The 25127-nt window shown below is 64.8% G+C and carries 18 protein-coding genes and 1 pseudogene; 13 read left to right on the top strand and 6 right to left on the bottom strand.

The window, feature by feature from the left end:
* Positions 1-35: 35 nt before the first annotated feature.
* The 4 genes from F6X37_RS20710 (at position 36) to purU (ending at position 3310) form a co-directional block, all read left to right on the top strand.
* Positions 36-602, top strand: coding sequence for an adenine phosphoribosyltransferase (locus tag F6X37_RS20710; RefSeq protein ID WP_184062472.1), 567 nt, complete (start codon positions 36-38; stop codon positions 600-602).
* A 172-nt stretch (positions 603-774) separates the two neighbouring features.
* Positions 775-1389 carry a LysE family translocator gene (locus F6X37_RS20705; protein WP_184027294.1) on the top strand — a complete coding sequence of 205 codons (615 nt, stop codon included), beginning with the start codon at positions 775-777 and terminating at the stop codon, positions 1387-1389.
* Positions 1390-1462: 73 nt separating this feature from the next.
* A complete protein-coding gene (locus tag F6X37_RS20700; protein WP_090802952.1) occupies positions 1463-2356 on the top strand; it encodes an NUDIX hydrolase in 894 nt (297 codons plus the stop codon).
* Between the two features lie 84 nt (positions 2357-2440).
* Complete coding sequence (gene purU, locus F6X37_RS20695; protein ID WP_184067058.1) at positions 2441-3310, top strand: formyltetrahydrofolate deformylase; 870 nt, start codon at positions 2441-2443, stop codon at positions 3308-3310.
* Positions 3311-3368: 58 nt separating this feature from the next.
* Here the strand turns inward: purU and F6X37_RS20690 are convergent, their stop codons facing one another.
* The 3 genes from F6X37_RS20690 to uvrA all read right to left on the bottom strand — a co-directional run bounded on the left by F6X37_RS20690 (position 3369) and on the right by uvrA (position 8873).
* On the bottom strand, positions 3369-4595 hold the full coding sequence (locus F6X37_RS20690; protein ID WP_187612604.1) for a PepSY-associated TM helix domain-containing protein: 1227 nt from the start codon (positions 4593-4595) through the stop codon (positions 3369-3371).
* A gap of 284 nt (positions 4596-4879) precedes the next feature.
* The gene (locus F6X37_RS20685; RefSeq protein WP_187612603.1) at positions 4880-5965 is read right to left on the bottom strand and encodes an AI-2E family transporter; all 1086 of its coding nucleotides are present in this window, start codon (positions 5963-5965) and stop codon (positions 4880-4882) included.
* 34 nt (positions 5966-5999) lie between these two features.
* The gene (gene uvrA, locus F6X37_RS20680) at positions 6000-8873 is read right to left on the bottom strand and encodes an excinuclease ABC subunit UvrA (protein WP_187612602.1); all 2874 of its coding nucleotides are present in this window, start codon (positions 8871-8873) and stop codon (positions 6000-6002) included.
* A gap of 302 nt (positions 8874-9175) precedes the next feature.
* On the opposite strand from uvrA, the gene F6X37_RS20675 reads away from it, so the two are divergent.
* Positions 9176-10363 carry an MFS transporter gene (locus F6X37_RS20675; RefSeq protein WP_184027022.1) on the top strand — a complete coding sequence of 396 codons (1188 nt, stop codon included), beginning with the start codon at positions 9176-9178 and terminating at the stop codon, positions 10361-10363.
* Positions 10364-10511: 148 nt separating this feature from the next.
* Positions 10512-11042 (top strand): single-stranded DNA-binding protein, encoded by a 531-nt coding sequence (locus F6X37_RS20670; protein WP_187612601.1) that lies wholly within the window; start codon positions 10512-10514, stop codon positions 11040-11042.
* A 149-nt stretch (positions 11043-11191) separates the two neighbouring features.
* On the opposite strand, the gene F6X37_RS20665 is transcribed toward F6X37_RS20670, so the two are convergent.
* On the bottom strand, positions 11192-11992 hold the full coding sequence (locus F6X37_RS20665; RefSeq protein WP_184062463.1) for a hypothetical protein: 801 nt from the start codon (positions 11990-11992) through the stop codon (positions 11192-11194).
* A 261-nt stretch (positions 11993-12253) separates the two neighbouring features.
* On the opposite strand from F6X37_RS20665, the gene F6X37_RS20660 reads away from it, so the two are divergent.
* Positions 12254-13900 carry a methyl-accepting chemotaxis protein gene (locus F6X37_RS20660; RefSeq protein WP_187612600.1) on the top strand — a complete coding sequence of 549 codons (1647 nt, stop codon included), beginning with the start codon at positions 12254-12256 and terminating at the stop codon, positions 13898-13900.
* 45 nt (positions 13901-13945) lie between these two features.
* Here F6X37_RS20660 and F6X37_RS20655 read toward each other — a convergent pair.
* Both F6X37_RS20655 and F6X37_RS20650 read right to left on the bottom strand, forming a co-directional pair.
* Positions 13946-14470, bottom strand: a pseudogene (locus F6X37_RS20655) (c-type cytochrome); the annotation flags it as partial.
* 3 nt (positions 14471-14473) lie between these two features.
* Entirely contained in the window at positions 14474-15361 is an 888-nt protein-coding gene (locus tag F6X37_RS20650) for a LysR family transcriptional regulator (protein WP_187612599.1), read from the bottom strand.
* Positions 15362-15456: 95 nt separating this feature from the next.
* Here F6X37_RS20650 and F6X37_RS20645 point away from each other — a divergent pair, with 95 nt between their 5' ends.
* The 6 genes from F6X37_RS20645 to F6X37_RS20620 all read left to right on the top strand — a co-directional run bounded on the left by F6X37_RS20645 (position 15457) and on the right by F6X37_RS20620 (position 24878).
* Positions 15457-16833 (top strand): MFS transporter, encoded by a 1377-nt coding sequence (locus tag F6X37_RS20645; RefSeq protein ID WP_187612598.1) that lies wholly within the window; start codon positions 15457-15459, stop codon positions 16831-16833.
* A 264-nt stretch (positions 16834-17097) separates the two neighbouring features.
* Positions 17098-17766: a response regulator gene (locus F6X37_RS20640; protein ID WP_187612597.1), complete on the top strand. Its 669-nt coding sequence runs from the start codon at positions 17098-17100 to the stop codon at positions 17764-17766.
* Between the two features lie 134 nt (positions 17767-17900).
* Positions 17901-18590 (top strand): response regulator transcription factor, encoded by a 690-nt coding sequence (locus F6X37_RS20635; protein ID WP_187612596.1) that lies wholly within the window; start codon positions 17901-17903, stop codon positions 18588-18590.
* 108 nt (positions 18591-18698) lie between these two features.
* On the top strand, positions 18699-19343 hold the full coding sequence (locus tag F6X37_RS20630; protein WP_187612595.1) for a response regulator transcription factor: 645 nt from the start codon (positions 18699-18701) through the stop codon (positions 19341-19343).
* Between the two features lie 244 nt (positions 19344-19587).
* Positions 19588-20334: an aquaporin Z gene (gene aqpZ / locus F6X37_RS20625; protein ID WP_187612594.1), complete on the top strand. Its 747-nt coding sequence runs from the start codon at positions 19588-19590 to the stop codon at positions 20332-20334.
* A 131-nt stretch (positions 20335-20465) separates the two neighbouring features.
* The gene (locus F6X37_RS20620) at positions 20466-24878 is read left to right on the top strand and encodes an ATP-binding protein (RefSeq protein ID WP_262419978.1); all 4413 of its coding nucleotides are present in this window, start codon (positions 20466-20468) and stop codon (positions 24876-24878) included.
* Positions 24879-25127: the final 249 nt, after the last annotated feature.

The following is a 25127-nucleotide window of genomic DNA, read 5'->3' as shown; positions in this document are numbered from 1 at the left end:
TTCACCGGACCTGTCGAGGTCCATCCGGAGACATCATGTCCAAGGCGCTCGCGAGCGCGCCGCTCGATGCGGCCGACTACATCAGAAGTCACATTCGCACGGTGCCCGACTGGCCGCAGCCGGGCGTGCAGTTCCGCGACATCACGCCGCTGCTGCGCGAGCCGAAGTCGCTGCGTGTGCTGATCGACCTGTTCGTGCAGCGCTATATCGACGCGAAGCTCGACTACATTGCCGGGCTCGATGCGCGCGGCTTCATCATCGGGCCGATCGTCGCCCATGAGTTGAGCGTTGGCTTCATCCCGATTCGCAAGGCAGGCAAACTGCCGTACAAGCGGATCTCGCAATCGTATGAACTGGAATACGGTACCGCGACCGTCGAGATTCACGAGGATGCGTGCGAGCCGGGCGACCGCGTCGTGATCATCGACGATCTGATCGCGACCGGCGGCACGATGATGGCCGGCAAACTGCTGCTCGAGCGGCTCGGCGCGGTCGTCGTGGAAGGCGCGGCGATCGTCGATCTGCCGGAGCTGGGCGGCTCGAAGCTGCTGGGCGAGGGCGGTCTTGCGCTCTATACCGTGACGAGTTTCGACGGTCATTGAACCGGGAGGTAGTCACGGCGCGTGCCGTGACGCGCGGTAGCGTTTCCCGCCGTACCAGCGGCTAAAGTCGCATGAGCCGCACAAGCCCCGTTGGCCGAGCAAAACCAACCGGGCTCAACGATATGGCTCACCCATCATGGTTCACCAGTCGCCTAACCAGAAGGCCACCACGATGCCCAACTTCCTGCTGTTTCTTGCCACCTCGATCGCGATCACCGTGGCGCCCGGCCCGGACAATCTGCAGGTGCTCGCGCGCGGCATCTCGCAGGGCCGCGCGGCCGGCCTGGTCGCCGCGCTCGGCTTTGCCGCCGGCATCACGTTTCATACGACACTCGCGGCGCTCGGCGTCGCCGCGCTGCTGCGCTCGTCGCCGCTCGCGTTCGAAGCGATCAAGCTCGCCGGCGCCGCGTATCTGGTGTGGATCGGCATCAAGGCGCTGCGCAGCCAGGGCCTCGCGACCGCGCACGAGCGTGCGCCGCAGCCGCTTTCGACGGTGTTTCGCCAGAGCGTGCTCGGCAATCTGATGAATCCGAAGGTCACGCTGTTCTTCGTCGTGTTTCTGCCGCAGTTCGTGCAGCCGGACGGCGCGCAGAGCGTCACCGTACAGATGCTGGAGCTCGGCGCGCTGTTCATGCTGCAGACCGTCGTGGTGTTTTCGCTATTCGGCGTGTGCGCGGGGATCATCGGCGGCTGGCTCAGACGGCGGCCGCGCGTGGGCCTGTGGCTCGATCGCGTGGCCGGCGCGACGTTCATCGCGATCGGGATTCGCGTCGCCTTGCGCGACTGACAGTCGTCACGCCATCCGCCCGCTTCTGCTTTGCCCCGGTTCGCCACGACGGCGAACAGTTTGGAGTTTTCCGATGACTTTGCCTTGCATCACCGCCGCGCGCCGCTTCGACGCGAACGCGCATCGGCCGTTTCTGATCGGCGCCGAACAGGTCGGGTGGATTCGCGAGCGCGACGTGCCGCTGCTCGCGCGCTGGCCCGACGTGTTCGAGATGGCGAACGACGGCGTGACGCTCTGCGCCACGTTCGATACCGTCGATCTGCGCAGCGCGGCGCTCGCTTCCGTGATCGGCGCGCTCGCCGCCGATGGTCGCATCCCCGGCTGGCGCAACGAGACGTACGCGATCCGCAATGCGTTCGACGCGCCGCCGCTCGCGTATATCGAGCGCGCGGCGTCGCGCTTCTTCGGCACGATGACCTACGCGGTGCATCTGAACGGCGTCGTAGAATATGCGGATGGCGGAGCGCCCTTTGGCGGGGCGCCCTTTGGCGGGGCGCCGCGTGGCGCACCGCAATTGTGGATCGCGCGCCGCAGCGATACCAAGGCGACCGACCCCGGCATGCTCGACAACGTCGTCGCAGGCGGGATTGGCTGGGGCTTCGGCATCGCCGAGACGATCGTCAAGGAATGCTGGGAAGAAGCGGGCATTCCGGCGCAGATCGCGGCGAGCGCGGTCGCGGGCCGCACCGCGCATGTATTGCAATCGCTGCCGGAAGGCACGCAGGCCGAGCAGATTTTCATCTACGACCTCGCGCTGCCCGCCGACTTCGCGCCGCGCAACCAGGACGGCGAAGTGGGCGAACACCGGCTCGCGCGCATCGACGAAGTCGCGCGCTGGATCGAGGAAGGCGCGCTGACCGTCGATGCCAGCCTCGCGACGCTCGATTGCCTGCTGCGCCGCCGCTGGATCGACGAGGACGCGTGCGAGGGCATCGACGCGCTGTTCGCGCCGCCGGCGCTCGCCTAGCTCAGGCTCATCAGTCGAGCTCAACCCGTGCAGCCAGTACCCACTGAAACAAACCACGCATTGAACAAGGGAGTCACCGAGGTCATGTCGACCGATCACAGCTTTATCCTCAAACTGTCGTGCGCCGACCGGCCCGGCATCGTTCACGCCGTGTCGGGCTTTCTGTTCGAGCGGGGCAGCAATATTCTCGACTCCGCGCAGTTCGGCGACAGCCGCACCGGCGAGTTCTTCATGCGCGTGCATTTTCAGCAGGTGGGCGGCGATCCGGGGCTTGACGCGCTGCGCGCGTCGTTCGTGACACTCGCCGAGCAGTTCGGCATGAGCTGGGAATTGCACGACGCGAACGTGAAGCCGCGCGTCGTGATCATGGTGTCGAAGATCGGCCACTGCCTGAACGATCTGCTGTTCCGCTACCGCACCGGTCAGTTGAACATCGACATCCCGGCGATCATCTCGAACCACAAGGAGTTCTACCAGCTCGCCGCGAGCTACGACATCCCGTTCCATCATTTCCCGCTGCTCGGCGGCACGCCCGAAGCGAAAACCGCGCAGGAAGCGCGCGTGCTCGAAGTGATCAACGAGCATCAGGCCGACCTCGTGGTGCTCGCGCGCTACATGCAGATCCTGTCGCCGAACCTGTGCGAGGCGCTCGCCGGCCGCGCGATCAACATCCACCACTCGTTCCTGCCGAGCTTCAAGGGCGCGAAGCCGTACTACCAGGCGTTCGACCGCGGCGTGAAGCTGATCGGGGCAACCGCCCACTATGTGACGACCGATCTCGACGAAGGTCCGATCATCGAGCAGGAAGTCGAGCGCGTGGACCACAGCATGACGCCGGAACAACTGACGGCGATCGGCCGCGACGTCGAGTGCGTGACGCTCGCGCGCGCGGTGAAGTGGCACGTGGAGCATCGCGTCGTGCTGAACGGCAGCAAGACGGTGGTGTTCCGCTAGGAGCCGCGCCAGTCACACTGCGCCGGTCGAGGCCGGCGCGTCCCTTTACCTGCTCGCGTTACGAACGCGCTGCCGCGCCGCCCGTGCTTCTCGCGAGATTCGCGTTTTGCGCGGAACGACGGCGCGCGTTCAGCTTCTTCAGCCAGATCAGCAGGCCCGTGACGCTCAGCACGGCCACCGCCACCCCCACCGCGCTGATCAGAATCCGCCCCCCGAGACCGAGGATGCGCCCCGAGTGCAGCGGAAACTGCACCTGCAGGAAGATGTCGCCGGCCGTGCCTCGGCCGGGAATCCGCGCGGCGAGCCGCTTGCCGGTGGCGGCGTCCCAATACATCCACGGGTTGCCGAGGCCGGTGTCGCCGTGGTCGTTGCCGGACGTGTAGAAGCCGACGCCATACGCGTGCATGAATTCGGCGTAGTAGAGCGCGCCCGGCGGCGCAGCGACATGCATTTCCTTGCCGGCCTGCCCGGCGAGTTCGACGATGCGCTCGCGGCTCAGCACCTGATCGCCGGGTTGCGGCGCGCGCAGGATTTCGGGGTTGCTGAACGGATCGGGTGTCAGCGTCGACAGTCGTGACACGATCGGCCGCACCACCTGGGACGACAGATTCATCGAAATCGACGTCAGCGCGACGATCGCCAGCAGGCCCCAGATCCATACGCCGCCGGAGCGGTGCAGATCGAACGTCAACGCATAGCCGCCGCGTTTCAGGCGGAACGTGAACGACTTGCGCCAGGCCTTCAGGCTCGGAAACGACAGGCACAGCGCAATCACGCAGTCAAAGAGCCACACGATGCCGACGATCCCCATCAGCCAGGTGCCAAGGTCGACACCGCCGGTAAACGGCAACTGCAGCGTGTAGTGCAGCTTGTAGATGAACGGAATCAGGTTGAGTCGCGCGAGCGACACGGCGCCCCACTCGCGGCGTCCCTGGATCTCGCCGGTGACGGGATCGGCGGCGATCTGATTGAAATCGAGCGGATAGGGCTGCTTCGTCGCCGGATCGGTGCGCGGCAGCACCATCATCTGCAGCGTGTGGCCCGGTTCGACCGCGAGCGGCAGATAGGTCACCCGAAGACGCGGATCGGCGGCTTCGACGCGATTCGCCAGTTCGAGGCCGGACAGCGTCGGCCCGACCGTGCGAGCCTGGTAAAACGACGGGTTCAGCGCGGCATCGAGCTCGTGGTCCCACGCGATGATCGCGCCCGTAAGGCCCGCGACCAACAGAAACAGTGCGGTCGCGACGCCGAACCAGCGGTGCAGGCGGACAAGCTGGCGTCTCATGCGCGAGCCGGCAATGCACAACAGGGACCCAGGCGGAGACGCGGGTGGGAGATCAGGTGAAACGTCACGATGCGGACTGGGTGTAAATAGGAATTGTTCGCATCTTAGGGGTTGACGCGGTCGGCTGCAAGTTTTCTGTCAGCAAGAGGCGACGATGCAGGGGCGCGGGAAGCAAAAAAAAGCGGCACCGAAGTGCCGCTTGCGCTTTCGTCGGCTGCGTGGACTGCCGCGTGTGCTGCAGAGCGCTAGTGAGTGCTGACTTTTGCTACTCGACCCAGCCCAACTCACACCAACCGCAAATAAATCAGCTCCCGCTTGATGTACGCATAAAAAATCGGCGCCGCGATGACCCCGGCGAGACCGAACGCCGCTTCCATCACCAGCATCGCGATCAGCAGCTCCCATGCGCGCGCCTCGATCTGCCCGCCGACGATCCGCGCGTTCAGGAAGTACTCGAGCTTGTGAATCAGGATCAGGAACACAAGTGACATGATCGCCGCCGGAAAACTCACCGACAGCGCGACCGCGACGATGATCGTGTTCGAGATCAGATTGCCGATCACCGGCAGCAGACCCGCGATGAACGTGACGAGCACGAGCGTCTTCGACAGCGGCAGCCGGTCGTGGAAAACCGGCAGGATCACGAGCAGGAAGATCGCGGTGAACACCGTGTTCAGCGCGGAGATCTTCACCTGCGCGAATACGATGCGGCGAAACGCGTCGGCAAAACGCGTGACGCGCGTGACGAACGCGGTGGACAGCGGCAGCCGCTGGATATGCTTCTGCGCACCGACCGCGATGATCGCGCCGATGATCATGCCGATCAGCACGTGCGTGAACGCGCGCGCCACGGTCGTGCCGCTTTGCTGCAGCATGTTCGCGTGCGTGTGCATCAGTTCGGCGGCCTTCGTCTTCATCTGCTCGGTGTCGACCGGCAGATAGTTCGCGACGAATTGGGGAATCCTGCCGCGCGCCTGGTCGATCAGTTGCATGGCCTGATCGAGCAGAGCCTGCACGCTCGGCACGTCGTTCTCGAAATGCGAGATGATGCCGAGCGTGAGTCCCGTCAGCGCGCCGACGATCAGCGTCGACAGAATCACCACCGCGAGCCAGCGCGCCCGCTTGCTCGACATGTGACGCTCGATGCGCGGCGCGATCGTATGCACGAGCTGAAACACCAGCAGCCCGGCGAGCAGCGCGCCGAGCAGCTTCAGTTCGATCACCGCCCACATACCGAACAGCATCACCACGTAGCTGCCGATCTCGACCGCCGACAGCTTCGGCAGACTCATGTCGCTGGTCAGCCTGACCGGGCGCGGGCGCAGGTCCTGCACCCGATCTTCTTCGTGCGCCTGATTACGCTTGGTCATGGCTTATCCCGTCTCCAACCTCGGTAGTGCAGCGTTACTTTGTGGTGGCGGCGCGCTTGAGCAGCGGCGCCAGATATTTGCCGGTAAAACTGGCCTTCGACTTCGCGACCTGCTCGGGCGTGCCCTGGGCGATGATCTGCCCGCCGCCGGCGCCGCCTTCGGGGCCGAGATCGATGACCCAGTCCGCAGTTTTGATTACATCGAGATTATGTTCGATGATCACGACGGTATTACCCTGGTCACGCAACCGGTGTATGACTTCCAGCAACTGCGCGATATCGTGAAAGTGCAGGCCGGTAGTCGGTTCGTCAAGGATGTATAGCGTGCGACCGGTATCACGCTTGCTCAGTTCCAGCGACAGTTTCACACGCTGCGCCTCGCCGCCCGACAGCGTGGTGGCCGACTGACCCAGGCGAATATAGCCGAGACCCACGTCCAGCAGGGTTTTCAGCTTGCGCGCGACGACCGGCACGGCCTTGAAGAACTCGTACGCGTGTTCGACCGTCATGTCGAGCACTTCGCTGATGTTGCTGCCTTTGTACTGGATATCGAGCGTTTCGCGGTTGTAGCGCTTGCCGTGGCACACGTCGCACGGCACGTACACGTCGGGCAGGAAGTGCATTTCGACCTTCAGCACGCCGTCGCCCTGGCACGATTCGCAGCGCCCGCCCTTCACGTTGAACGAGAAGCGCCCCGGATCGTAGCCGCGCTCCTTGGCGGCCGGCACGCCCGCGAACAGCTCGCGGATCGGCGTGAAAAGGCCCGTGTAGGTGGCCGGATTCGAGCGCGGCGTGCGGCCGATCGGCGACTGGTCGACGTTGATCACCTTGTCGAAGTGCTCGAGGCCCTCGATCGACTCGTACGGCGCAGGCTCCGTGGCCGAGCCGTACAGATGATGCGCGACCGCGTGATACAACGTGTCGTTGATCAGCGTCGACTTGCCCGAGCCGGACACGCCGGTCACGCAGGTCAAAAGACCCACCGGCAGATCGAGCGTCACGTTGTGCAGATTGTTGCCGTACGCTTCGACGATGCGCAGGCGCCGCTCGTCGGGATCCTTGCGCTCGTCGGGGTATTCGATCGTGCGCGCGCCGGACATGTATTGGCCCGTCAGCGACGCCGCGTTCTTCTGCACCTCTTTCGGCGTGCCCTCGGCGATCACCATGCCGCCGTGCTCGCCGGCGCCCGGGCCCATGTCGACCACGTAGTCGGCCATGCGGATCATGTCCTCGTCGTGCTCGACGACGATCACCGAGTTGCCGAGATCGCGCAGATGCTTGAGCGTCGAGATCAGCCGGTCGTTGTCGCGCTGATGCAGGCCGATCGACGGTTCGTCGAGCACGTACATCACGCCGGTCAGCCCCGAGCCGATCTGGGAAGCGAGGCGAATGCGCTGCGCTTCGCCGCCCGACAGCGTTTCGGCGCTGCGTTCGAGCGACAGGTAATCGAGCCCGACGTTGTTCAGGAACATCAGACGCGCGACGATTTCCTTGACGACCTTGTCGGCGATCTCGCGCTTCGAGCCTTCGAGACGCAGGGTCTGGAAGTAGCCGAGCGCGTCGCGCAACGGCCAGCCGCTGATCTCGAAGATGCCGCGCGCGTCGCTGTCCGCGCCGATGCGCACGAAGCGCGCCTCGCGACGCAGCCGCGTGCCCGCGCACGCCGGGCATGGCTGGCTATTCTGGTATTTGGCGAGTTCTTCGCGCACCGCGGACGAATCGGTTTCGCGGTAGCGCCGCTCCAGATTCGGGATGATCCCTTCGAACACGTGCTCGCGCACCGACGTGCGGCCGCGCTCGTTGATGTACGAAAACGGAATTTCCTGCTTGCCCGAACCGTACAGCAGGATCTTGCGGACTTTCTCCGGCAGGTCCTCGAGCGCGGTGTCGATGTCGAAGTCGTAGAACGCAGCGAGGCTCTGCAGCATCTGGAAGTAGAACTGGTTGCGCCGGTCCCAGCCCTTCACCGCGCCCGCCGCGAGCGACAGCGACGGATGCGCGACCACCCGCTTCGGATCGAAGAACGTAATCTGGCCGAGGCCGTCGCATTCGGGGCACGCGCCCATCGGGTTGTTGAACGAGAACAGGCGCGGCTCGAGTTCCTGCAGCGAATAGGAGCAGATCGGGCAGGCGAACTTCGAGCTGAACAGGTGCTCCTTGTCCGTATCCATTTCGAGCGCGATCGCGCGGCCGTCGGCGAGACGCAGCGCCGTTTCGAACGATTCGGCAAGGCGCTGCTTCACGTCGGGGCGCACGCGCAGACGATCGATCACGACGTCGATCGTGTGCTTGTCGTTTTTCTTCAGCTTCGGCAGAGAGTCGACTTCGTAGATTTTCGCAGTGCCTTCGTTGGCGGTGCCGCCGCCCGAGCGCACGCGAAAGCGCACGAAGCCTTGCGCCTGCATGTCCTCGAACAGATCCGTGTGCTCGCCCTTGCGATCGCTGACGACGGGCGCGAGGATCATCACGCGCGTTTCCTCGGGCAGCGCGAGCGCCGCGTCGACCATCTGCGACACGCTTTGCGCTTCGAGCGGAATCTCGTGATCGGGGCAGTAGGGCGTGCCGACGCGCGCGAACAGCAGACGCAGATAGTCGTGGATTTCGGTGACGGTGCCGACCGTCGAGCGCGGATTGTGCGAGGTCGCCTTCTGTTCGATCGAGATAGCCGGCGACAAGCCTTCGATCAGGTCGACGTCCGGCTTTTCCATCAGTTGCAGGAACTGCCGCGCATAGGCGGACAGACTTTCGACGTAGCGCCGCTGTCCTTCCGCATACAGCGTATCGAACGCCAGCGACGATTTGCCGGAGCCCGAAAGCCCCGTGATAACGACGAGCTTGTGACGCGGTAGGTCGAGATTGACGTTCTTCAGGTTGTGGGTGCGAGCCCCACGAATACGGATTTGTTCCACGGATTTATTCCATGAACTGCGGAAAGGGAAAGAGGCCAAACCTGCTACTATAACGACTTTTCCAGACCGCCGTTACGGTGTGCTGACAGCGGGAAAAAGCCGTAACTGGGGCCGTTTTCCGTGAGTACAAGATGCCGCGAGGGGCGAGCGGGGGCGATGGGGCACGGGCTTTGCGCGTCTCGTCGGCGCGGTCCCGCCGATATGCCGGAGCTAGCCGCCTGCCTGTTCGTTCTGCTCCACTGTGCCGGCGGCCAAGGCTGTCCCCACGGGCTCGCCGCCCGGTTCATTCAAACAACGCTTCGATGTCCAATCCGTCCGCCATCTCCACACGCATGAGCGCGCCCGAATTGCGCGCGACCGTGTCGCTTGCCGCCATCTTCGCGCTGCGCATGCTGGGTCTCTTCATGATCATGCCGGTGTTCTCGATCTACGCGAAGACCATTCCCGGCGGCGAAAACGTGCTGCTCGTCGGCATTGCGCTCGGCGCGTACGGTGTCACGCAGTCGATGCTCTACATCTTCTATGGCTGGATCTCCGACAAGGTCGGCCGCAAGCCGGTGATCGCGACGGGCCTGCTGATCTTCGCGATCGGCAGCTTCGTCGCGGCGGCCGCGCACGACATGACGTGGATCATCGTCGGCCGGGTGATTCAGGGGATGGGTGCGGTGTCGTCGGCGGTGATCGCGTTCATCGCCGATCTGACCTCGGAGGAACATCGCACGAAGGCGATGGCGATGGTCGGCGGCAGCATCGGCGTGTCGTTCGCGGTCGCGATCGTCGGCGCGCCGATCGTGTTCCACTGGCTCGGCATGAGCGGGCTCTTCACGCTGGTCGGCGTGTTCTCGATTCTCGCGATCGGCGTCGTGATATGGGTCGTGCCCGATGCGCCGAAGCCGGTGCATGTGCGCGCGCCGTTCGCCGAAGTGCTGCACAACGTCGAGTTGCTGCGTTTGAATTTCGGCGTGCTCGTGCTGCACGCCACGCAAACCGCGCTGTTCCTCGTCGTGCCGCGCATTCTCGAAGCGGGCGGGCTGCCGGTCGCTTCACACTGGAAGGTGTATCTGCCGGTGATGGGGCTGTCGTTCGTGATGATGGTGCCGGCGATCATCGCCGCCGAGAAGCGCGGCAAGATGAAGATCGTGCTGCTGTCGGCGATCGCTCTTATCCTGATCGGCCAGTTGTTATTGGGCGTTGCTCCGCATACGATTCTGAGTGTGGCGGCGATCCTGTTCGTGTACTTTCTCGGCTTCAATATTCTCGAGGCCTCGCAGCCTTCGCTGGTGTCGAAGCTCGCGCCCGGTACCCGCAAGGGAGCCGCGGCCGGCGTGTACAACACCACGCAGTCGATCGGTCTTGCGCTGGGCGGAATGGTCGGCGGCTGGCTGCTGAAGGTGAACGGCCAGAGCGCGGTTTTCTTCGCCTGCTCCGGGCTGGTATTTTGCTGGCTTATAATCGCCGCAAAGATGAAACAGCCGCCGCGCAAGGCATAACACAGCGTACTCGGGGCACCTCCCGAATCATCCAGAACTCACCCGGCGGCGGGCAGAGGCGCGCTCTTCTGGTCTCGGGCCTGCCGGCCGTGAGACGCGAACCGCGTAGTGCCGCGCCGCTTGCAACAGGAATCAACAGGAGAAATTCATGGCATCCGTGAACAAGGTCATTCTGGTCGGCAACCTCGGCGCCGATCCGGAAGTCCGCTATCTTCCGAGCGGCGACGCAGTGGCGAACATCCGCCTTGCGACGACGGACCGCTACAAGGACAAGGCGTCGGGCGAGATGAAGGAAGCCACCGAGTGGCACCGCGTCGCGTTCTTCGGCCGCCTCGCGGAAATCGTGGCGGAATATCTGAAGAAGGGCTCGTCGGTGTACCTCGAAGGGCGCATCCGCACGCGCAAGTGGCAGGCGCAGGACGGCACCGATCGCTATTCGACCGAGATCGTCGCGGAGCAGATGCAGATGCTCGGCGGCCGCGGCGGCGCGTCGATGGGTGGCGGCGATGAAGGCGGTTATAGCCGTGGCGAGCCGTCGGAGCGCAGCGGCGGCGGCGGTGGTCGCGCGATGTCGTCGGGTGGCGGTTCGCGTGGCGGTGGCGGCGGTGGCGGTGCGAGCCGTCCGAGCGCGCCGGCTGGCGGCGGCTTCGACGAGATGGACGACGATATTCCGTTCTGATCGTTGCGGCTCGATGCCGAGCCGACCAGCGTCCCGCTGATCGACACAAAAACAGAGGCCCGCTTTCTGCCAGGAAAGCGGGCCTTTCTGCCTTCTGTTTGCCGGCATTTTTTACGTCACGCGCGCGGACGGGGCATTCCGTCAGAAACTCACCGACTCAAATGCTCCAACGTATCCCGCAACGGCAGACTCGAAATCACGATCGGCCCGGTGAACGGCGTGTCGAGATCGACGATCACATAAACCGCCGAAGCAATCGACACCGCTCCCAGCGATATCGTCACCAGCGCCAACGCATTACGCGGCGCGATCAACCCGAAGCTCAGAAAGATCACGCCTAGCCAGAACGTCAGCGTCTTGAAGAACGGCCGCGAAATCGAGCTGTGCGCTTCCTCGATGATTTTCCAGCGCGCATCGATGACGCGCCGGTACTGCGTCAACGCGTCATCGAGTGCACGTTGCTGCAACGCATCCTGCGTGCGCAGCTGTCGCAATTGCCGCCCCACCGTGGTCAGCATGTCGCCCAGATGCACGTTTTCGAGTTGCTGCGGATTGCCCGGCGGCCCGAGATCGCGCGGATAGTCGCCGCTCGGCGCGGGCTCGCGCGGCCATGTCGAAGCGATCGCCGCCGCCGTGTACTGGCGCAACAGGCGCCGCGATTCGTCGGCCGCGCTGCCGAGCTCGCGCAGCGTCGAGTCGAATTCGATCAGTTCGGCCGCATAGCTGCGCATATCGTTCGACGCGGTGTCGAAGCTCGCTTTCGCCGATGCCGTCATCAAACCCAGCACCAGCGCGGCGAACGTGACCAGCATGCCGATCACGAGCTGCACGAGCTGTACGGTCTCGTGTGCCTTGTGCTCTTCCGGCAGCAGCGGCCGCACCCCGACGCCGAGGCCGGTGGCGATCAGCAGCAGCGCGAACACGAGTACGGCCGAACCGATTTCCGACATGGGCGCGCTCCGGGCGGGAAGGGGCTTCGACAGAAGGGCTTCAGCAAACGGGCTTCGAGACTCTATTGATGTAACGCAAGCCGGGCGAGCGATCAACCATAAAGTTTTCGGCCGATACGCCGTTGTCCCGAATGTGCTGTTTGCTTAATTTTCAGATAAGTTGCGGACCGGGCCGAACGGCGTGGGCGCAGCCTGCGTGGCCATGCAGCTATCGTCAACGATACGGAATCATCGGCCGGGCAGCCCAAGGAGACCAGTCCGATGTTGAAAAAGCTGTCGATTCGCACCAGCCTTACCCTGATGATCGTGTTCTTCGGCATCGTGCTGCTGCTCGGCGCGGCCGCGGGATTGTTGTCGCTGCGCTCGTCGAACGCGTCGCTGCAACAGATGTACACGGTCGACACGCCCGCCGTCGCCGACCTCGAAGGCAGCGCCGGCCAACTGCTGCGCCTGCGGCTCGCGCTCGCGACGTACGCGTCGCTCGTCGCGCTGAACGATCAGGACGGCGCGAACGCCGTGCTCAAGCGCTTCGATCAGTACCGCAAAGCCTCTGACGAGCGGCTTGCCCACTATTTGAGCCTTGCGGGCACGGATGCCGATGAGCAGCGTCTGATCGCCGACATGCAGCAGAAGCGCGACGCGTTCCTGCACGACGGCGTCGACCCGACGCTCGCCGCGCTGAAGTCGAGCGACACCAACGCCTTCCAGCAATTGCAGGCGCATAAACTGCCGTCGCTGTACAGCGCGTACGAGAAGGCCATGCTCGCGCTCGAGCAGTTGCAGCTCGATCACGGCGCACAGCGCTACAAGGATGCGCAGGACCTGTTCTACGCGATCAGCACGGCGGTGGCGATCGGCATTGCGCTGTCGCTGGTCGGCGGCTTGCTCGCCCGCTTCGTGCTCGTGCGCGCGATCGTCACGCCGGTCGATGCGACGATCGCGCAGTTCCAGCGCATCGCCAACGGCGACCTGAGCGGCCGCATCGAGGTGCTCAGCGACAACGAGATGGGCCGTCTCGCGGCCGCGCTGCGCAAGATGCAGGAGTCGCTGATCGCGACGGTCAACGCGGTTCGTCAAGGTACCGATTCGATCGATACCGGCGTCAGCGAGATCGCGGCCGGCAACGCCGATCTGTCGCAACGCACCGAGGAGCAGGCGGCGGCGCTCGAGGAAACGGCCGCGAGCATCGAAGAGCTGACCACGACGGTCAAGCAGACGGCCGACAACGCGAAAGAGGCGAGCTCGCTCGCGCAGGGCGCCTCGACGCTGGCCGCGCGGGGCGGCGAGCTGACCGAGCAGGTGGTCGGCACGATGCACGGCATCGTCGACGATTCGCGGCGGATTGCCGATATCGTTGGTGTGATCGAGGGCATCGCCTTCCAGACCAACATCCTCGCGCTGAACGCCGCGGTCGAGGCGGCGCGAGCGGGCGAGCAGGGACGCGGCTTCGCGGTCGTCGCGAGCGAAGTGCGCTCGCTCGCGCAGCGCAGCGCGGCGGCGGCCAAGGAGATCAAGGGCTTGATCGACGCGTCGACCACCCGCGTGGAGCGGGGCTCGCAGCTCGTCGAGCGCTCGGGCACGACGATGAACGACATCGTCGGCGCGATCGCGCGCGTCAGTTCCATCATGAACGAGATCGCGGCGGCGGCGCTCGAACAGAGCACCGGCATCGATCAGGTCAATCGCGCGGTCGGTCAGATGGACGAGGTCACGCAGCAGAACGCGGCGCTCGTCGAGCAGGCGGCCGCGGCGGCGAGTTCGCTGGAAGATCAGGCGCGGCGCCTGTCGACGGCGGTGGCGGTGTTCCGGACCGGCAGCGAATCGCGCAGCCGTGCTCCGGCGCCCGGCGCGAAGCTGGCCGGTGTTGCCGGCGAGCGGAGACTGGACAGCGAGTTTGTCGTGGCGTAACGCGAGCCGTTGCGCTGCGTCAACCCGCGACCTCTCACCGTCCCACTACTGCATGGCCGCGTAATACCTCGCCACCGCATCGATTTCCTCGGGCGTCATCTGCCGCGCGACATTGCGCATCTGCTCGTTGATGTCGTTGCGCCGCGCGCCCGAAGCGAACGCCTGCAACTGCGCGGCCAGATAGGCCGCCGACTGTCCGCCGAGCCACGGCGCCGCGCCCTTGCGATCGAGTTGGCCATGACACGCGGCGCACGGTGCGATATTGCGTTGCGGGTCGCCCTGCATCACGAGCCTGGTTGCGGTCGCATCGGGTCCTTCGCCGGCTCGGGTCTTCTCGGCCGCCGCGGGGAGCGGGAGCGACGCGTAGTACACCGCCAGATCGTGCAGATCCTGGTCGCTGCGTCCCGCGATGATTGCCTGCATGACCGCGCTTTGCCGCTGGCCGCTCTGGAAGTCGCGCAATTCCTTGTAGGTCACGTCGGCGTACTGCCCGGCGAGTGCCGGCGCGGTGACCTGCACGGTGCCGAGTACGCCGTGGCACATCGAGCAGTGTTGCGTCGCGATCGTCGCGCGTCATGCGAAGAGCCGCACGAGCGCATCACGTGCATTGCTGACCAACCCGCTTTCGCCCGGACGCCGCGGCAGCAGATGAAACTCGATGGCGGGCAGCGGTGGCAAGCCGAAGTTCGCGGCACACGCCACCACGCCGCCGCCGAGCGACGACTCGTTCAGACAGGAAATCCCGAGCCCCGCCTTCAATGCGAGCTGCAGGCCCGCGACGCCCGACGCCGAATGCGACACCACGTACGGTACCTTGTGTTGGTCGAGCAGCTTGACGGCGAAGCGCTGCAACTGACACGTCGACGGCAGCAGCACCAGTTGATACGGCGCGATGGGGCGGGTGGCGGCATCGGCGCAACTGGCCCATAGCAGCCTTTCGCGCCGCACGACGATGCTCGCGGCACCGGCACCCGCGCCGCGTGCACGCAGTTGGCCTGTGACGAGCCGCGCCGACAAACCGATGTCGAACGACGCGTGATCGTCCGCGCCGCTGTCGATCACCGCGCTCGGCAACACCGTCACGTGCAGCTTCAGCCGCGGATGCTGTTCCGAAAACGTCTTGAGGATGCGCGCGATGTCGTGCGGCCGGTAGTAATCGGTGATCGCGATGCGCAGCTCGCCGTCGAGCGAGCGGCCTTGCAGGTCGTCGAAGGCCGCTTCGCTCATCGCGATGATGCGGCGCGCATGCTCGAGCAGGCGCTCGCCCGCGGACGTCGGACTCACACCCTGCCGGCTGCGCACGAGGAGCGGCTGGCCGGCGCGCTCCTCGAGCTTCTTCAACTGCTCGCTTACCGACGACTGCGACAGGAACACGCGCTGCGCGCCTGCCGACACCCCGCCCGATTCGGCGACGGCGACGAAGGTCCGCAACTGCGCAAGGTCGAAACCACGCTGGCTCATGATTCGGTTTTTCCGATGGTGGCGATCTGAATTTCCGGCTTTGCCGATGGAATGCCAAGCCGTAGCATACCCTCGAACGACACACGGAGGGTGTGATGGAAAACGGATCGATGACAGCGTCGGGCGGCACCGGCGAGCGCGGCGCGCGGCATCGCAGGAAGGTGCTGGGCGTTGGTTTTGCCGCGAATGCGAGCTTTTCGGCGGCATTTTCGGGGATTCCGACGACAGCGGTGTTCCTGCGCTCGGACTACCACCTGGGCAACCACGGGCTCGGCCTCGTGCTCGGCCTCGTGCTCGGCATGCTCGGCCTGGGCATTGCGGTCAGCGAGTTGCCGTGGGGGCTGCTAACCGACCGCTGGGGCGATCGCAGGGTGCTGCTGCTCGGCTTGCTGTCGACTGCGGTCGCGCTCGCCGGTCTCGCGCTGTTCGTGTCGCCGGGCGGCGCGCATGTGCCCGGCATCGTCCCGCTCGCGCTCGGGCTGCTGTTGGTCGGACTGCTGGGCGGCAGCGTCAACGGATCGAGCGGCCGAGCGGTGATGGCGTGGTTTCGCGAAGGCGAGCGCGGCCTCGCGATGAGCATCCGCCAAACCGCCGTGCCGGCGGGCGGTGGACTCGGCGCAGTGGTCCTGCCGGTGCTCGCCTCGCACTTTGGTTTTGCGAGCGCCTATGCGGTGCTGGCGTTGGCGTGCGCGATCACCGCATGGTTCGCGTGGCGCTGGCTGCACGAGCCCGCACACGCGGACGATACGCCGGCGCCCAAAGGGGCGCGCGCGGCTGCGACGGCCCGTGCTGCGGCGGCCAACGGTCGGAGGTTGGACTCCTCGAACGTCAGCGCACCGCCGCCGATGATCTCCCCATTGCGCGACATCGCGATCTGGCGCGTCGCGCTCGGCGCGGGCGCGCTGTGCATGCCGCAGATTGCCGTGATCACATTCGGCACGGTGTTCCTGCACGACTTCGGGCGTGCCGGCGTGTTCGCGATCAGCGCGACGATGGCCGCGGTGCAGACTGGCGCCGCGATCGCGCGGGTCTGGAGCGGCGCGTGGACCGACCGGCGCGGCAACCGCCGCGCGTATATGCGGGCATGCAGTCTGGTGACCGCCGTGCTGTTCGTGCTGCTCGCGCTCGCGACCGGGCTCATCGGCCTGCGTCGCGCCGGGGCGGTCGCGCCGTTCGCGCTGATGATCGTACTCGGCGGAGTTAGCGCGTCGGCGTGGCACGGCGTCGCGTTCACCGAACTCGCGACGCTCGCCGGTACTCGCCGCGCGGGCACCGCGCTCGCGATGGGCAACACCTGCGTGTTCCTCACGCTGTTCGTGACGCCGCTCGCGATTCCGGCGCTGCTGTCTATCGGAGCATGGCCGCTGGTGTGGACGGTGGCGAGCGCTTGCGCGTTGCTCGCATTGCCGGTGTTTCCGCGCGCCGCGTCGACGCGTGCGATGCGCGCGACGCGTGCTTGCGATGCGGCGTGAGACATGGGGCGAACAGCGCGCTTTGCGTTGCCGAATCGATTTTGATTCGATTCGAATCACGGTGCGCATATTGCCTCGTCGAACTATAAATTATCCCGATTATTGATCTGGATTAGGAACGCTCCGATTGTCGTGAATTTGCGAGGGTGATCAGATGGCTTTTCCGGCACGTCGCTTGAGTGCCGCGACGCAGGTCGACGCCTGCCGCCTGCACAGCCACTGCCGCGCGCATTTCGACCATTCTTATAGCGAGCGAGACTAATCGTGACAAATCTTCGAATCATTCTGGCGGACGATCACCCGTTCATCCTGCTTGGCCTGAAATCGACACTGGAGGCGCACGAAGGTCTGTCCGTCGTCGGCCAGGCGCAGATGCCCGCTGCGTTGATCGCATTGCTGCAACACACACCGTGCGACGTGCTCGTCGTCGATCTTTCCATGCCGGAGCCCGCCGGCGAGATTGGCGACGGACTCGGCCTGATCCGGCGCATTCGTGGCGAGTGGCCGTCATTGCGCGTCGTCGTCGTGACCGGGCAGACGAATGCCGCGATGTTGCGTGTCGTCGTCGCCGATGCCGCGGTCAGTGTGATCGGCAAAGCCGATTCGCTCGAGGAACTGCCGCAAGCGGTCTGCGACAGTGCGCGCGGCGCGCGCTACCTGGGCCGCTCGGTAGTCGAAACGCTCGCGCGTTTGCAGCCGGACAACGGTCGGTTCGTGTCGGCCCTGCTGCTGTCGAAGCGGCAGACCGACATCCTGCGCAGGCTCGTGAGCGGCGAGTCCATCGTGCAGATCGCGGCGGCGCTCGGCTGCCATCGCCGCACGGTGAGCCGGCACAAGCGCGAAGCGATGGCGCGGCTTGGCGTCAACGACGACCCCGCGCTTTTTTCCTGTGTGCGCGCCTGCGGCACGGTCCTCCTCGAATCGGAAGACTAAGCATCAGGCATACGGTTGTTCGTACCATTTCAGAGCGCTCTGATGTTTGTCGCAATAGAAATGCTCGACCATTGCGTGAGCGCCGGTCACACATAACAAGGTCGAGAAATGAAAGTATCGAGGAGCGCCAGACGATGAACCTCATGGCTGCATCAGGCTCGCCTGTTCGAACGATCATTGCGGATGATCATCCGCTGGTTCTGCTGGCTATAGAAAATCTGATTGGCAACTATCCGGACCTGAAGGTGGTTGGCCGTGCGGCGGATGTCGCCGAACTGTTCATCGAAGTCGATCGCAGTCCTTGCGATATCGTGCTGATGGACCTTTACATGCCAGGAGGGCACAACGACAACCGGTTCGACGTCGTCAGGCAGTTGAAGGCGCGCTATCCCAACGTGGCGCTCGTCATTCTGACAATGGAAACGGAGGCGGCGACGCTGCGCAAAGTGATGTCGCTCGGCGTGGATGGGCTGCTGAGCAAACGTGATCGTATCGATCTGATCCATGTGGCGGTGGTCATGGCGCTGGCGCGCGAATGTTTTGTCGGTCCGGCGGTGCGCGCCATGCTGGCCGATGTCACGCTGACGAAACGTCTCGACTTCGTGCGCGCCACCCTGTCTCGCCGAGAGTTCGAGGTTTTTACGCAATACGCGTCAGGACTCGGCGTCACGGAAATCGCCACGCGGCAGGGACGTAGTGTGAAGACGATCAGCGCGCAGAAGTGCATGGCCATGCGCAAGCTGTCGCTGAATAGCGACGCCGAACTGTTTCGCTTCGCAGTCGAGTATGGCGTAGTGCCAGAAGGGCTTGGTCAAACCCGTTAAGCGGGCGGCAACATACTGTGCAGGCGCGCGGCGAATATATCGGCATAACCGGGGGACACATTTCGTGCGGTATGCCCGATCGACACCATAAAAAAGTCACGGAAAAGAATGCCAAACAAGATTCACGTCGTCGTGGCGGACGATCACGACTCCATTCGCGCGGGCGTCCGATCTCTGCTGCGCGACAAGCCGAATATCGAAATTGTCGGCGAAGCTGCCGACACCCGTGGTCTCGCGAAGCTGCTCGATGCCTGCGCATGCGACGTCGTCGTGTCGGACATCGGCATGCCGGGCCTCGACGGAGACACCAGCGCGGTGCCGCTATTGCGCCGGCTGCTACGGCGCACGCCGCATCCCCACGTGGTCGTGCTGACCATGATTGGGCGCGCGCATGTGTTGACCGGCTTGCGCAATATCGGCGTGACTGGAATCGTCGACAAGCGCGACGCCGTGGACGCATTGATCGACGCAATCGAAGCCGTTGCCGCCGGGGGCACCCATTTATCGGAACAGGTTCGGGCCGCACTTGCGACCGCGGAGCCTGCGCCGCCCCGGCGCGGCGGTGTGATGAGCGCACGCGAGTGGGAGGTGTTTCAACTCTACGTGCGAGGCCTCGCGGTGCACGAGATCGCCACACGTCTGCGACGTAGCGACAAAACCATCAGCACGCAAAAACGCAGCGCGATGCGCAAGCTCGGACTGGAAACAGAAGCCGACCTGATCAACTACGCCACTCAGATTGGGCTGATATGAGGCGCAGCAACGGTCACAAATTCTTTTCTCGATGGATTTGAGGTAGCCCTTATCAGACTTATCTGATTGCCGTGGCGTGGGGGGCACCCAATAATCCTGGCGCGCCTGTCATTGCGCGCCTTGCGCCGCAACGGCCAAGCGGCTGGCTCGTGATCCGATTACCAATGGATCAGGGGAATCCGGTGCAGACCTCTTCGCGCGATCGTTTGGCGTCTGTGCCTCATACTTGATGGACGGGATAGAGATGTTTGCGCTAGGCAAGCGATTGTGCAGCGAGGGTGTGGGTACGGCTTGGCTCGTGTTCGTCGGCTGCGGCAGTACGGTGCTGGACACCACAGGCGTGCTGCAGGGCACTGGCGCGTTGCAAATGTCGTTGGCGTTCGGTCTTGCGCTTGCTACCGGCAGCTATGCCTTCGGCAAGATTTCCGGCGCGCATTTCAATCCTGCCGTCACCATCGGCCTGACGATCGCGCAGCGCTTTCCCGTGCGTGATGTCTTGCCCTATATCGCTGCGCAAATCTGGGGCGCAATAGTCGCCGCGGCGCTTCTCGCCTACCTCGCCAGCGGCCGGCCAGGTTTCGAACTCTCCGCGAGTGAATTCGCGGCGAACGGCTTCGGCGCTCATTCGCCCGCCGACTATCCATTGCATGCGGCGCTCGTCGTGGAATTCGTGCTGTCGTTCGTGTTTGTCGGAGCATGCCTGCTGGTCGTCGTTCGAAAAGAGGTGGCAACGATTGCGCCATTCATCACCGGCGCATGTCTGATGCTCGTCTACCTGGTGTCCATTCCGATCACCAATGGAGCGGTCAATCCCGCACGCTCGACCGCGCAGGCGCTGTTCGTCGGCAACTGGGCGCTGGATCAGTTGTGGCTGTTCTGGGCCGCGCCGTTGGCCGGAGCAATCGCGGCTGGCGTGCTGTTTTCGTTTCTGGACGGCGGAGCCGATTCGTCTTCGGTGTCGTTGGTGGACGGGCAGGGTGACGTTTCGTGAGCGAGGGGCGGTACTCACCACTTCCGGTCGATGCGCGGCGTTTGTTGCGGTGTCTTTGGCCGCGCTCGCCGCGCCACTCAATGACGCATTGGCTCGCGTTTTTCCTGCTGGCGGTTACGGATGCGGTCTGCATGGCCGGACCTGCCGGCGCTGCGTCACAGCCACCAGTAATTTCTGCAGTGGGAGCGGGTTCTTCCGCGTCGTCATCCATTGCATTTCCTGCCAGATTGACGGTCGGCATTCTCGAAGGAGGCTGGGCGCCGTTCGACATTCCGCTGGGCGGCCGGCTCGCCGGCGTCAGCGGCGACCTGTTGCGCGCGCTCGTGGGGCCGAACGTCGTCATCGAGACGAAGAGCTTTCCCGACATGGCCAGGCTGGTCGCCGCGGCTTGCGCCGGCGAGGTCGACCTGCTGACGAGCATAGCGCGCACGCCGGAGCGCGAGCGCTGCCTCAGCTTTACGGCTCCTTACTTCCACTCGTTCGCCTCGGCCGTCGTGCGTCGCGACGACGCCCGGCATGTGAACCCCACCGACCTCGCTGGCGCGCGTATCGCGATCGAGCGCGGTTTTGCGCGTGAGCGTTTGTTGCGCGCAGGTTTTCCTCGCGCGAGTATCGTCTCGTTCGCGAGCACGCACGAAGCGCTGAACGCGCTACTGCATGGCGATGCAGACGTCTACTTCGGCTTCACGCCGGTCGTGCAATACGAACTGGCGACCGACGCGTATCGCAAGCTGCGCGTAGCGTTCGAGCAAGGCGGCAAAGCGCTCGACCTGCGCTTTGCCGTATCGCCTCGCCAGCCTGCTTTGCGCGATCAGCTGAACCGCGCGCTCGTGTCGATGAATCCCGCCGAGGCCGCCGCGATACGCGCGCGCTGGCTGTCCGGCAACTTCAACGCGGCGCCCGCGCCGCATGCACCACGTTTCACGTTGACGCCGGAAGAGAAGAACTGGCTGCGTTCGCTGCCGCCGTTGCAGGTCGGCTTCGACAACGACTGGGCGCCGTTCAGCTATGTTGATTCCGCAGGGCGCCCCGTCGGTCTGACCGCCGATTACCTCACGTACCTGAGCAGCACGCTCGGTGTCGTGTTCAACCGCGCGCGCATGGCCGACTGGGCCGCCGCCGTCGAAGCGTTCCAGCGTGGCGACCTCGCGATGCTGTCCTCCACGTCGAGTCGCGCCGCGCTTCTGGTAGGCGCCGACCATAGCCGTGTGTACGAGAGCGATCCGCTGGTGATCGTCGGGCGGAGCGGCGCGCCGCCCCCATGCTCGTTCGACGACATCACGTCGTGCCGCGTCGTGATGTCGCCGCACGTGGCCGGCTCGGTGCCGCTCGCGTTGGAAGCGGTGCCGGTCGATCACATCGTCGTCGCGGCGAGCCTGGGCGAGGCGCTGCGCATGGTCGCGAGCGGCGAGGCCGACGTGCTGGTCGGCAACGCGGCCGCGATCAACGTGCAACTGCGGCAGCACTACGTCGGCGCGCTCAGGGTGCTCGACTCGCTCGGCGAATCCGACTCGTTGTATTTTGCTGTGCGCGAGGATCTGAGCCCGCTCGTCAAGCTGATCGATCGCGCGTTGCAGGCGATGCCGGCAGCCGAAAAGCAGCGCATCCGGCGCAAGTGGGTGAGTCCCGCCGCGCCGGACAACGCCGTATGGAGCGTGACTGCGGTGCGGCTGCTGCCGGTGCTGATCGGCATCGGCGTCGTGCTGCTGGTCACGTTGCGCGCGTACGTGCTGCTGCAACGCGAAGTCCGGCTACGCAAGCAGACCGAGCGCGAACTCGCACTGCAATTGAACTTCCAGGAAACGATGATGAAGATGGTGCCGTATCCGCTCATCGCGAAAGGCCTGGACGGACGGTACATCGCGATCAACGAGGCCTATGAGAAAGCGTGCGGGCTGGAGCGCAAGGACGTGCTCGGGCGCACGACGACCGAGGTCGGCACATGGGGCGACGCAAACAGCCGCGTGCTCGACGACATCACGGGCGAGATCCTGCGCGGCGGCGGCATAGCGAAAGTCGAACTCCAGTTCGAGGACGGCGCTGGCGAGACGCGGCATGGGATTTTCTGGACGAGCGTCTGCGAGGCCAGCGATGGGCAGCCGGCGTACGTGCTTGGCACGATGGTCGACATCACCGACATCCGGCGCGCTGAAATGCGCGCGAGCGAAACCGAACGGCGCCTGTTCGACGTCACGCGCTCGTTGCCCGCCGTCGTGTTCCAGTTGCGGCGCTCGCCGTCCGGCGCGTATTCCTTCCCGTACATCGGCGGCGACACGCGGCATCTGCTCGGCGAGGGTGATTGGCATGGGGGGGCACGGGTCGATTTCCAACGAGTGTCGGAGCTGGATCGGCCGCGCGTTCTCGCCGAGCTCGAGCGTTCCGCGAGCTGCGCCTCCCCAGTGCATATGGAGTTCCGCCTGGAAAACGCCGGTCAACTGAAGTGGGTGCGGGCCGAGCTGGTGCCGCGGCGAGAAGCCGATGGCAGCATCGTTTGGAGCGGCTATTGGGTCGATGCGAGCGTCGAGCGCGCGCGTTCGGAGGAACTCGCGCGGGCACGCGATGTGGCCGAGGCGGCCTCGCGCGCGAAGGACGACTTCTTCGCGATGATGAGCCACGAAATCCGCACCCCGATGAACGGTGTGCTCGGTCTCGTCGAAGTGCTCGAGCGCACGCCGCTCAGTACCGATCAGAGCGAAATGCTCGGCATGATCCATGAGTCGGCGGGCGCGCTGCTGCAGATTCTCGATGATTTGCTCGATTATTCGAAGATCGAGGCGGGGCGGCTCACGCTCGAAGCCGAGCCGATCGATCTGCGCGAACTCGTCGATAACGCGGTCGGCCTGCTCGCGGGGCGCGCCCACGAAAAAGGGCTGAAAGTGCGCGTCGACATCGCGACCGACGCCGCCGCGACGCTCCGCGGCGACAGCGTGCGTCTGCGCCAGATTCTGTTCAATCTGCTTGGCAATGCGATCAAGTTCACGTCGAAGGGCGAGGTGGGTGTGAGCGTGGCGGTCGTCCAGGATCGCGCGGACTCGCAGACGTTGGAGCTGATCGTTGAGGACACCGGCATCGGCATCGCGCCGGATGTTCAGGCGGGCCTGTTCGAGCCGTTCGTGCAGGCCGAGTCGTCCACCACGCGGCGCTTCGGCGGTACGGGCCTTGGGCTGACGATCTGCCGCAAGCTGATCGACCTGATGAACGGCACGCTCGCGCTGCGCAGCGAACCGGGCCACGGCACGAGGATGACCGTGCGGCTGACGATGCCGATCGTCGAGCAGCGTTATTCGATCAACGGTCTGCGCGGCAAACGCGCCGTCGTGATCACGCGAGATCCGCGCGTCGGCCGCGCTCTCGCACACTTCGGCGAGGCGCTCGGGCTCGAACTGCGCAGCCTCTCGGCCGCTGCGGCGACGCAGGGCAAAAGCGACGTGCTGAGCCGCGCGGATCTGCTGTTCGTCGGCGAGAACGTCACGTTGCCCGCACAGATCGGCGCAAATGCGCGTGTCGTCACGCTGACCGAAAAGCCGATGCCGACGGGTTACCGCATCCTCGACGACAAGGTGCGCGTGAGCATCAATCCGATTTCGTGGCGCGGCCTCGGCGCCGCATGCGCGGCCGCGATGACGGGCCTGTCGTCGATGTCCCCGATGGTACCGCGAGCGCCAGGCGTGCCGTTCTCGACCGATGGCGTCGCGCCGCCGCCTGATCGTGAATGCGCGATCGCGAGCGGGCGACTGATTCTTGTCGCGGAAGATCACCCAGTCAATCAGGAGTTGATCCGCCATCAACTCGCCCTGCTGGGGTTCGCGTGCGACGTCGCGAACGACGGCGCCGAAGCGCTTCTCGCGCTCGAGCGCACGAGCTATGGCTGCCTGATCACGGACTGTCACATGCCGAACCTGTCTGGTTACGAACTGACTCGCCGTATCCGCGAAGCGGAGGCACTGCGCGGCGGCGCGCAGCGTCTGCCGATACTCGGCATCACGGCCAATACCGCGCCCGACGACCTGAGGCTGTGCCGCGAAGCCGGCATGGACGACAGTCTGATCAAGCCGACTCGGCTCGCCACGTTGCGCGACTACCTGAGCCGCTGGTTTGGCACCGACACCGTTCGGCACCCCGCGCCGGCAGAAACATGCGGTCGCGAATCGTCTGCGCCGGCCGGCGAGCGGCAGATCACGCAGCGCGTCGGTGTCGAACCGTACGTGCCCATCGAACTAGCACGCATGACGCAGTTATGGGGAAGCGAGTCGACGGTCAAGGCGTTGCTCGGTTCATTCCTCTCGTCGATGCGCGAAGACTTCAACGCGCTTGCGACGTTACTCGAACGCGCGGACACGGGGCGGGTGCCCGAGTGGCTGCATCGGGTGTTGGGGGCGGCCAGCGTGCTGCGGTATCAGCCACTCGTACACGCGCTCGAAGCCTATCGTCGCGACATTGTCGCGAAGTCGCCCGAGCAGTTGCGTAACGAGGGGCATGCGCTAATCCGCCAATGCGAGGCGATGCTCGATGGCATCGAACAGCAGGCCGCATTGCTCGCCTAGCGGGCGGTGACCTCGCGCGAATACGCGGCCGATTCAAACGGCCGCGACCAAAATCGGGACGAAAAAAAACGCGGCCGAAGCCGCGTTAAAGATTTGGAGACATCCTTCGATGAAGGAGTCACTTCTCGCAAATCGGAGCATACCAGGAACAGCGTCATTTATTCATTACAAATCGCGCAATTAACTTTTCGATTAAATCGATTAAAACGATTTCGCACTACGTTTTTGCCGGTATTTTAGGCATATCGT

It is taken from the genome of Paraburkholderia sp. 31.1, from assembly GCF_014397645.1.
Taxonomy (GTDB): Bacteria; Pseudomonadota; Gammaproteobacteria; order Burkholderiales; family Burkholderiaceae; genus Paraburkholderia; species Paraburkholderia tuberum.
This window is presented reverse-complemented; position numbering and strand designations above follow the sequence as displayed.

Bases quoted from the DNA above. Each gene is read 5' to 3' on its own strand.
- F6X37_RS20685 (WP_187612603.1), bottom strand. From the start codon at position 5,965: ATGACCAAGCGTAATCAGGCGCACGAAGAAGATCGGGTGCAGGACCTG.
- F6X37_RS20645 (WP_187612598.1), top strand. From the start codon at position 15,457: ATGGAAAACGGATCGATGACAGCGTCGGGCGGCACCGGCGAGCGCGGC.
- F6X37_RS20660 (WP_187612600.1), top strand. From the start codon at position 12,254: ATGTTGAAAAAGCTGTCGATTCGCACCAGCCTTACCCTGATGATCGTG.
- purU (WP_184067058.1), top strand. From the start codon at position 2,441: ATGTCGACCGATCACAGCTTTATCCTCAAACTGTCGTGCGCCGACCGG.
- F6X37_RS20665 (WP_184062463.1), bottom strand. From the start codon at position 11,992: ATGTCGGAAATCGGTTCGGCCGTACTCGTGTTCGCGCTGCTGCTGATC.
- F6X37_RS20635 (WP_187612596.1), top strand. From the start codon at position 17,901: ATGAACCTCATGGCTGCATCAGGCTCGCCTGTTCGAACGATCATTGCG.
- F6X37_RS20650 (WP_187612599.1), bottom strand. From the start codon at position 15,361: ATGAGCCAGCGTGGTTTCGACCTTGCGCAGTTGCGGACCTTCGTCGCC.
- F6X37_RS20675 (WP_184027022.1), top strand. From the start codon at position 9,176: ATGTCCAATCCGTCCGCCATCTCCACACGCATGAGCGCGCCCGAATTG.
- F6X37_RS20670 (WP_187612601.1), top strand. From the start codon at position 10,512: ATGGCATCCGTGAACAAGGTCATTCTGGTCGGCAACCTCGGCGCCGAT.
- F6X37_RS20620 (WP_262419978.1), top strand. From the start codon at position 20,466: ATGGCCGGACCTGCCGGCGCTGCGTCACAGCCACCAGTAATTTCTGCA.
- F6X37_RS20710 (WP_184062472.1), top strand. From the start codon at position 36: ATGTCCAAGGCGCTCGCGAGCGCGCCGCTCGATGCGGCCGACTACATC.
- F6X37_RS20630 (WP_187612595.1), top strand. From the start codon at position 18,699: ATGCCAAACAAGATTCACGTCGTCGTGGCGGACGATCACGACTCCATT.
- F6X37_RS20690 (WP_187612604.1), bottom strand. From the start codon at position 4,595: ATGAGACGCCAGCTTGTCCGCCTGCACCGCTGGTTCGGCGTCGCGACC.
- aqpZ (WP_187612594.1), top strand. From the start codon at position 19,588: ATGTTTGCGCTAGGCAAGCGATTGTGCAGCGAGGGTGTGGGTACGGCT.
- F6X37_RS20705 (WP_184027294.1), top strand. From the start codon at position 775: ATGCCCAACTTCCTGCTGTTTCTTGCCACCTCGATCGCGATCACCGTG.
- F6X37_RS20700 (WP_090802952.1), top strand. From the start codon at position 1,463: ATGACTTTGCCTTGCATCACCGCCGCGCGCCGCTTCGACGCGAACGCG.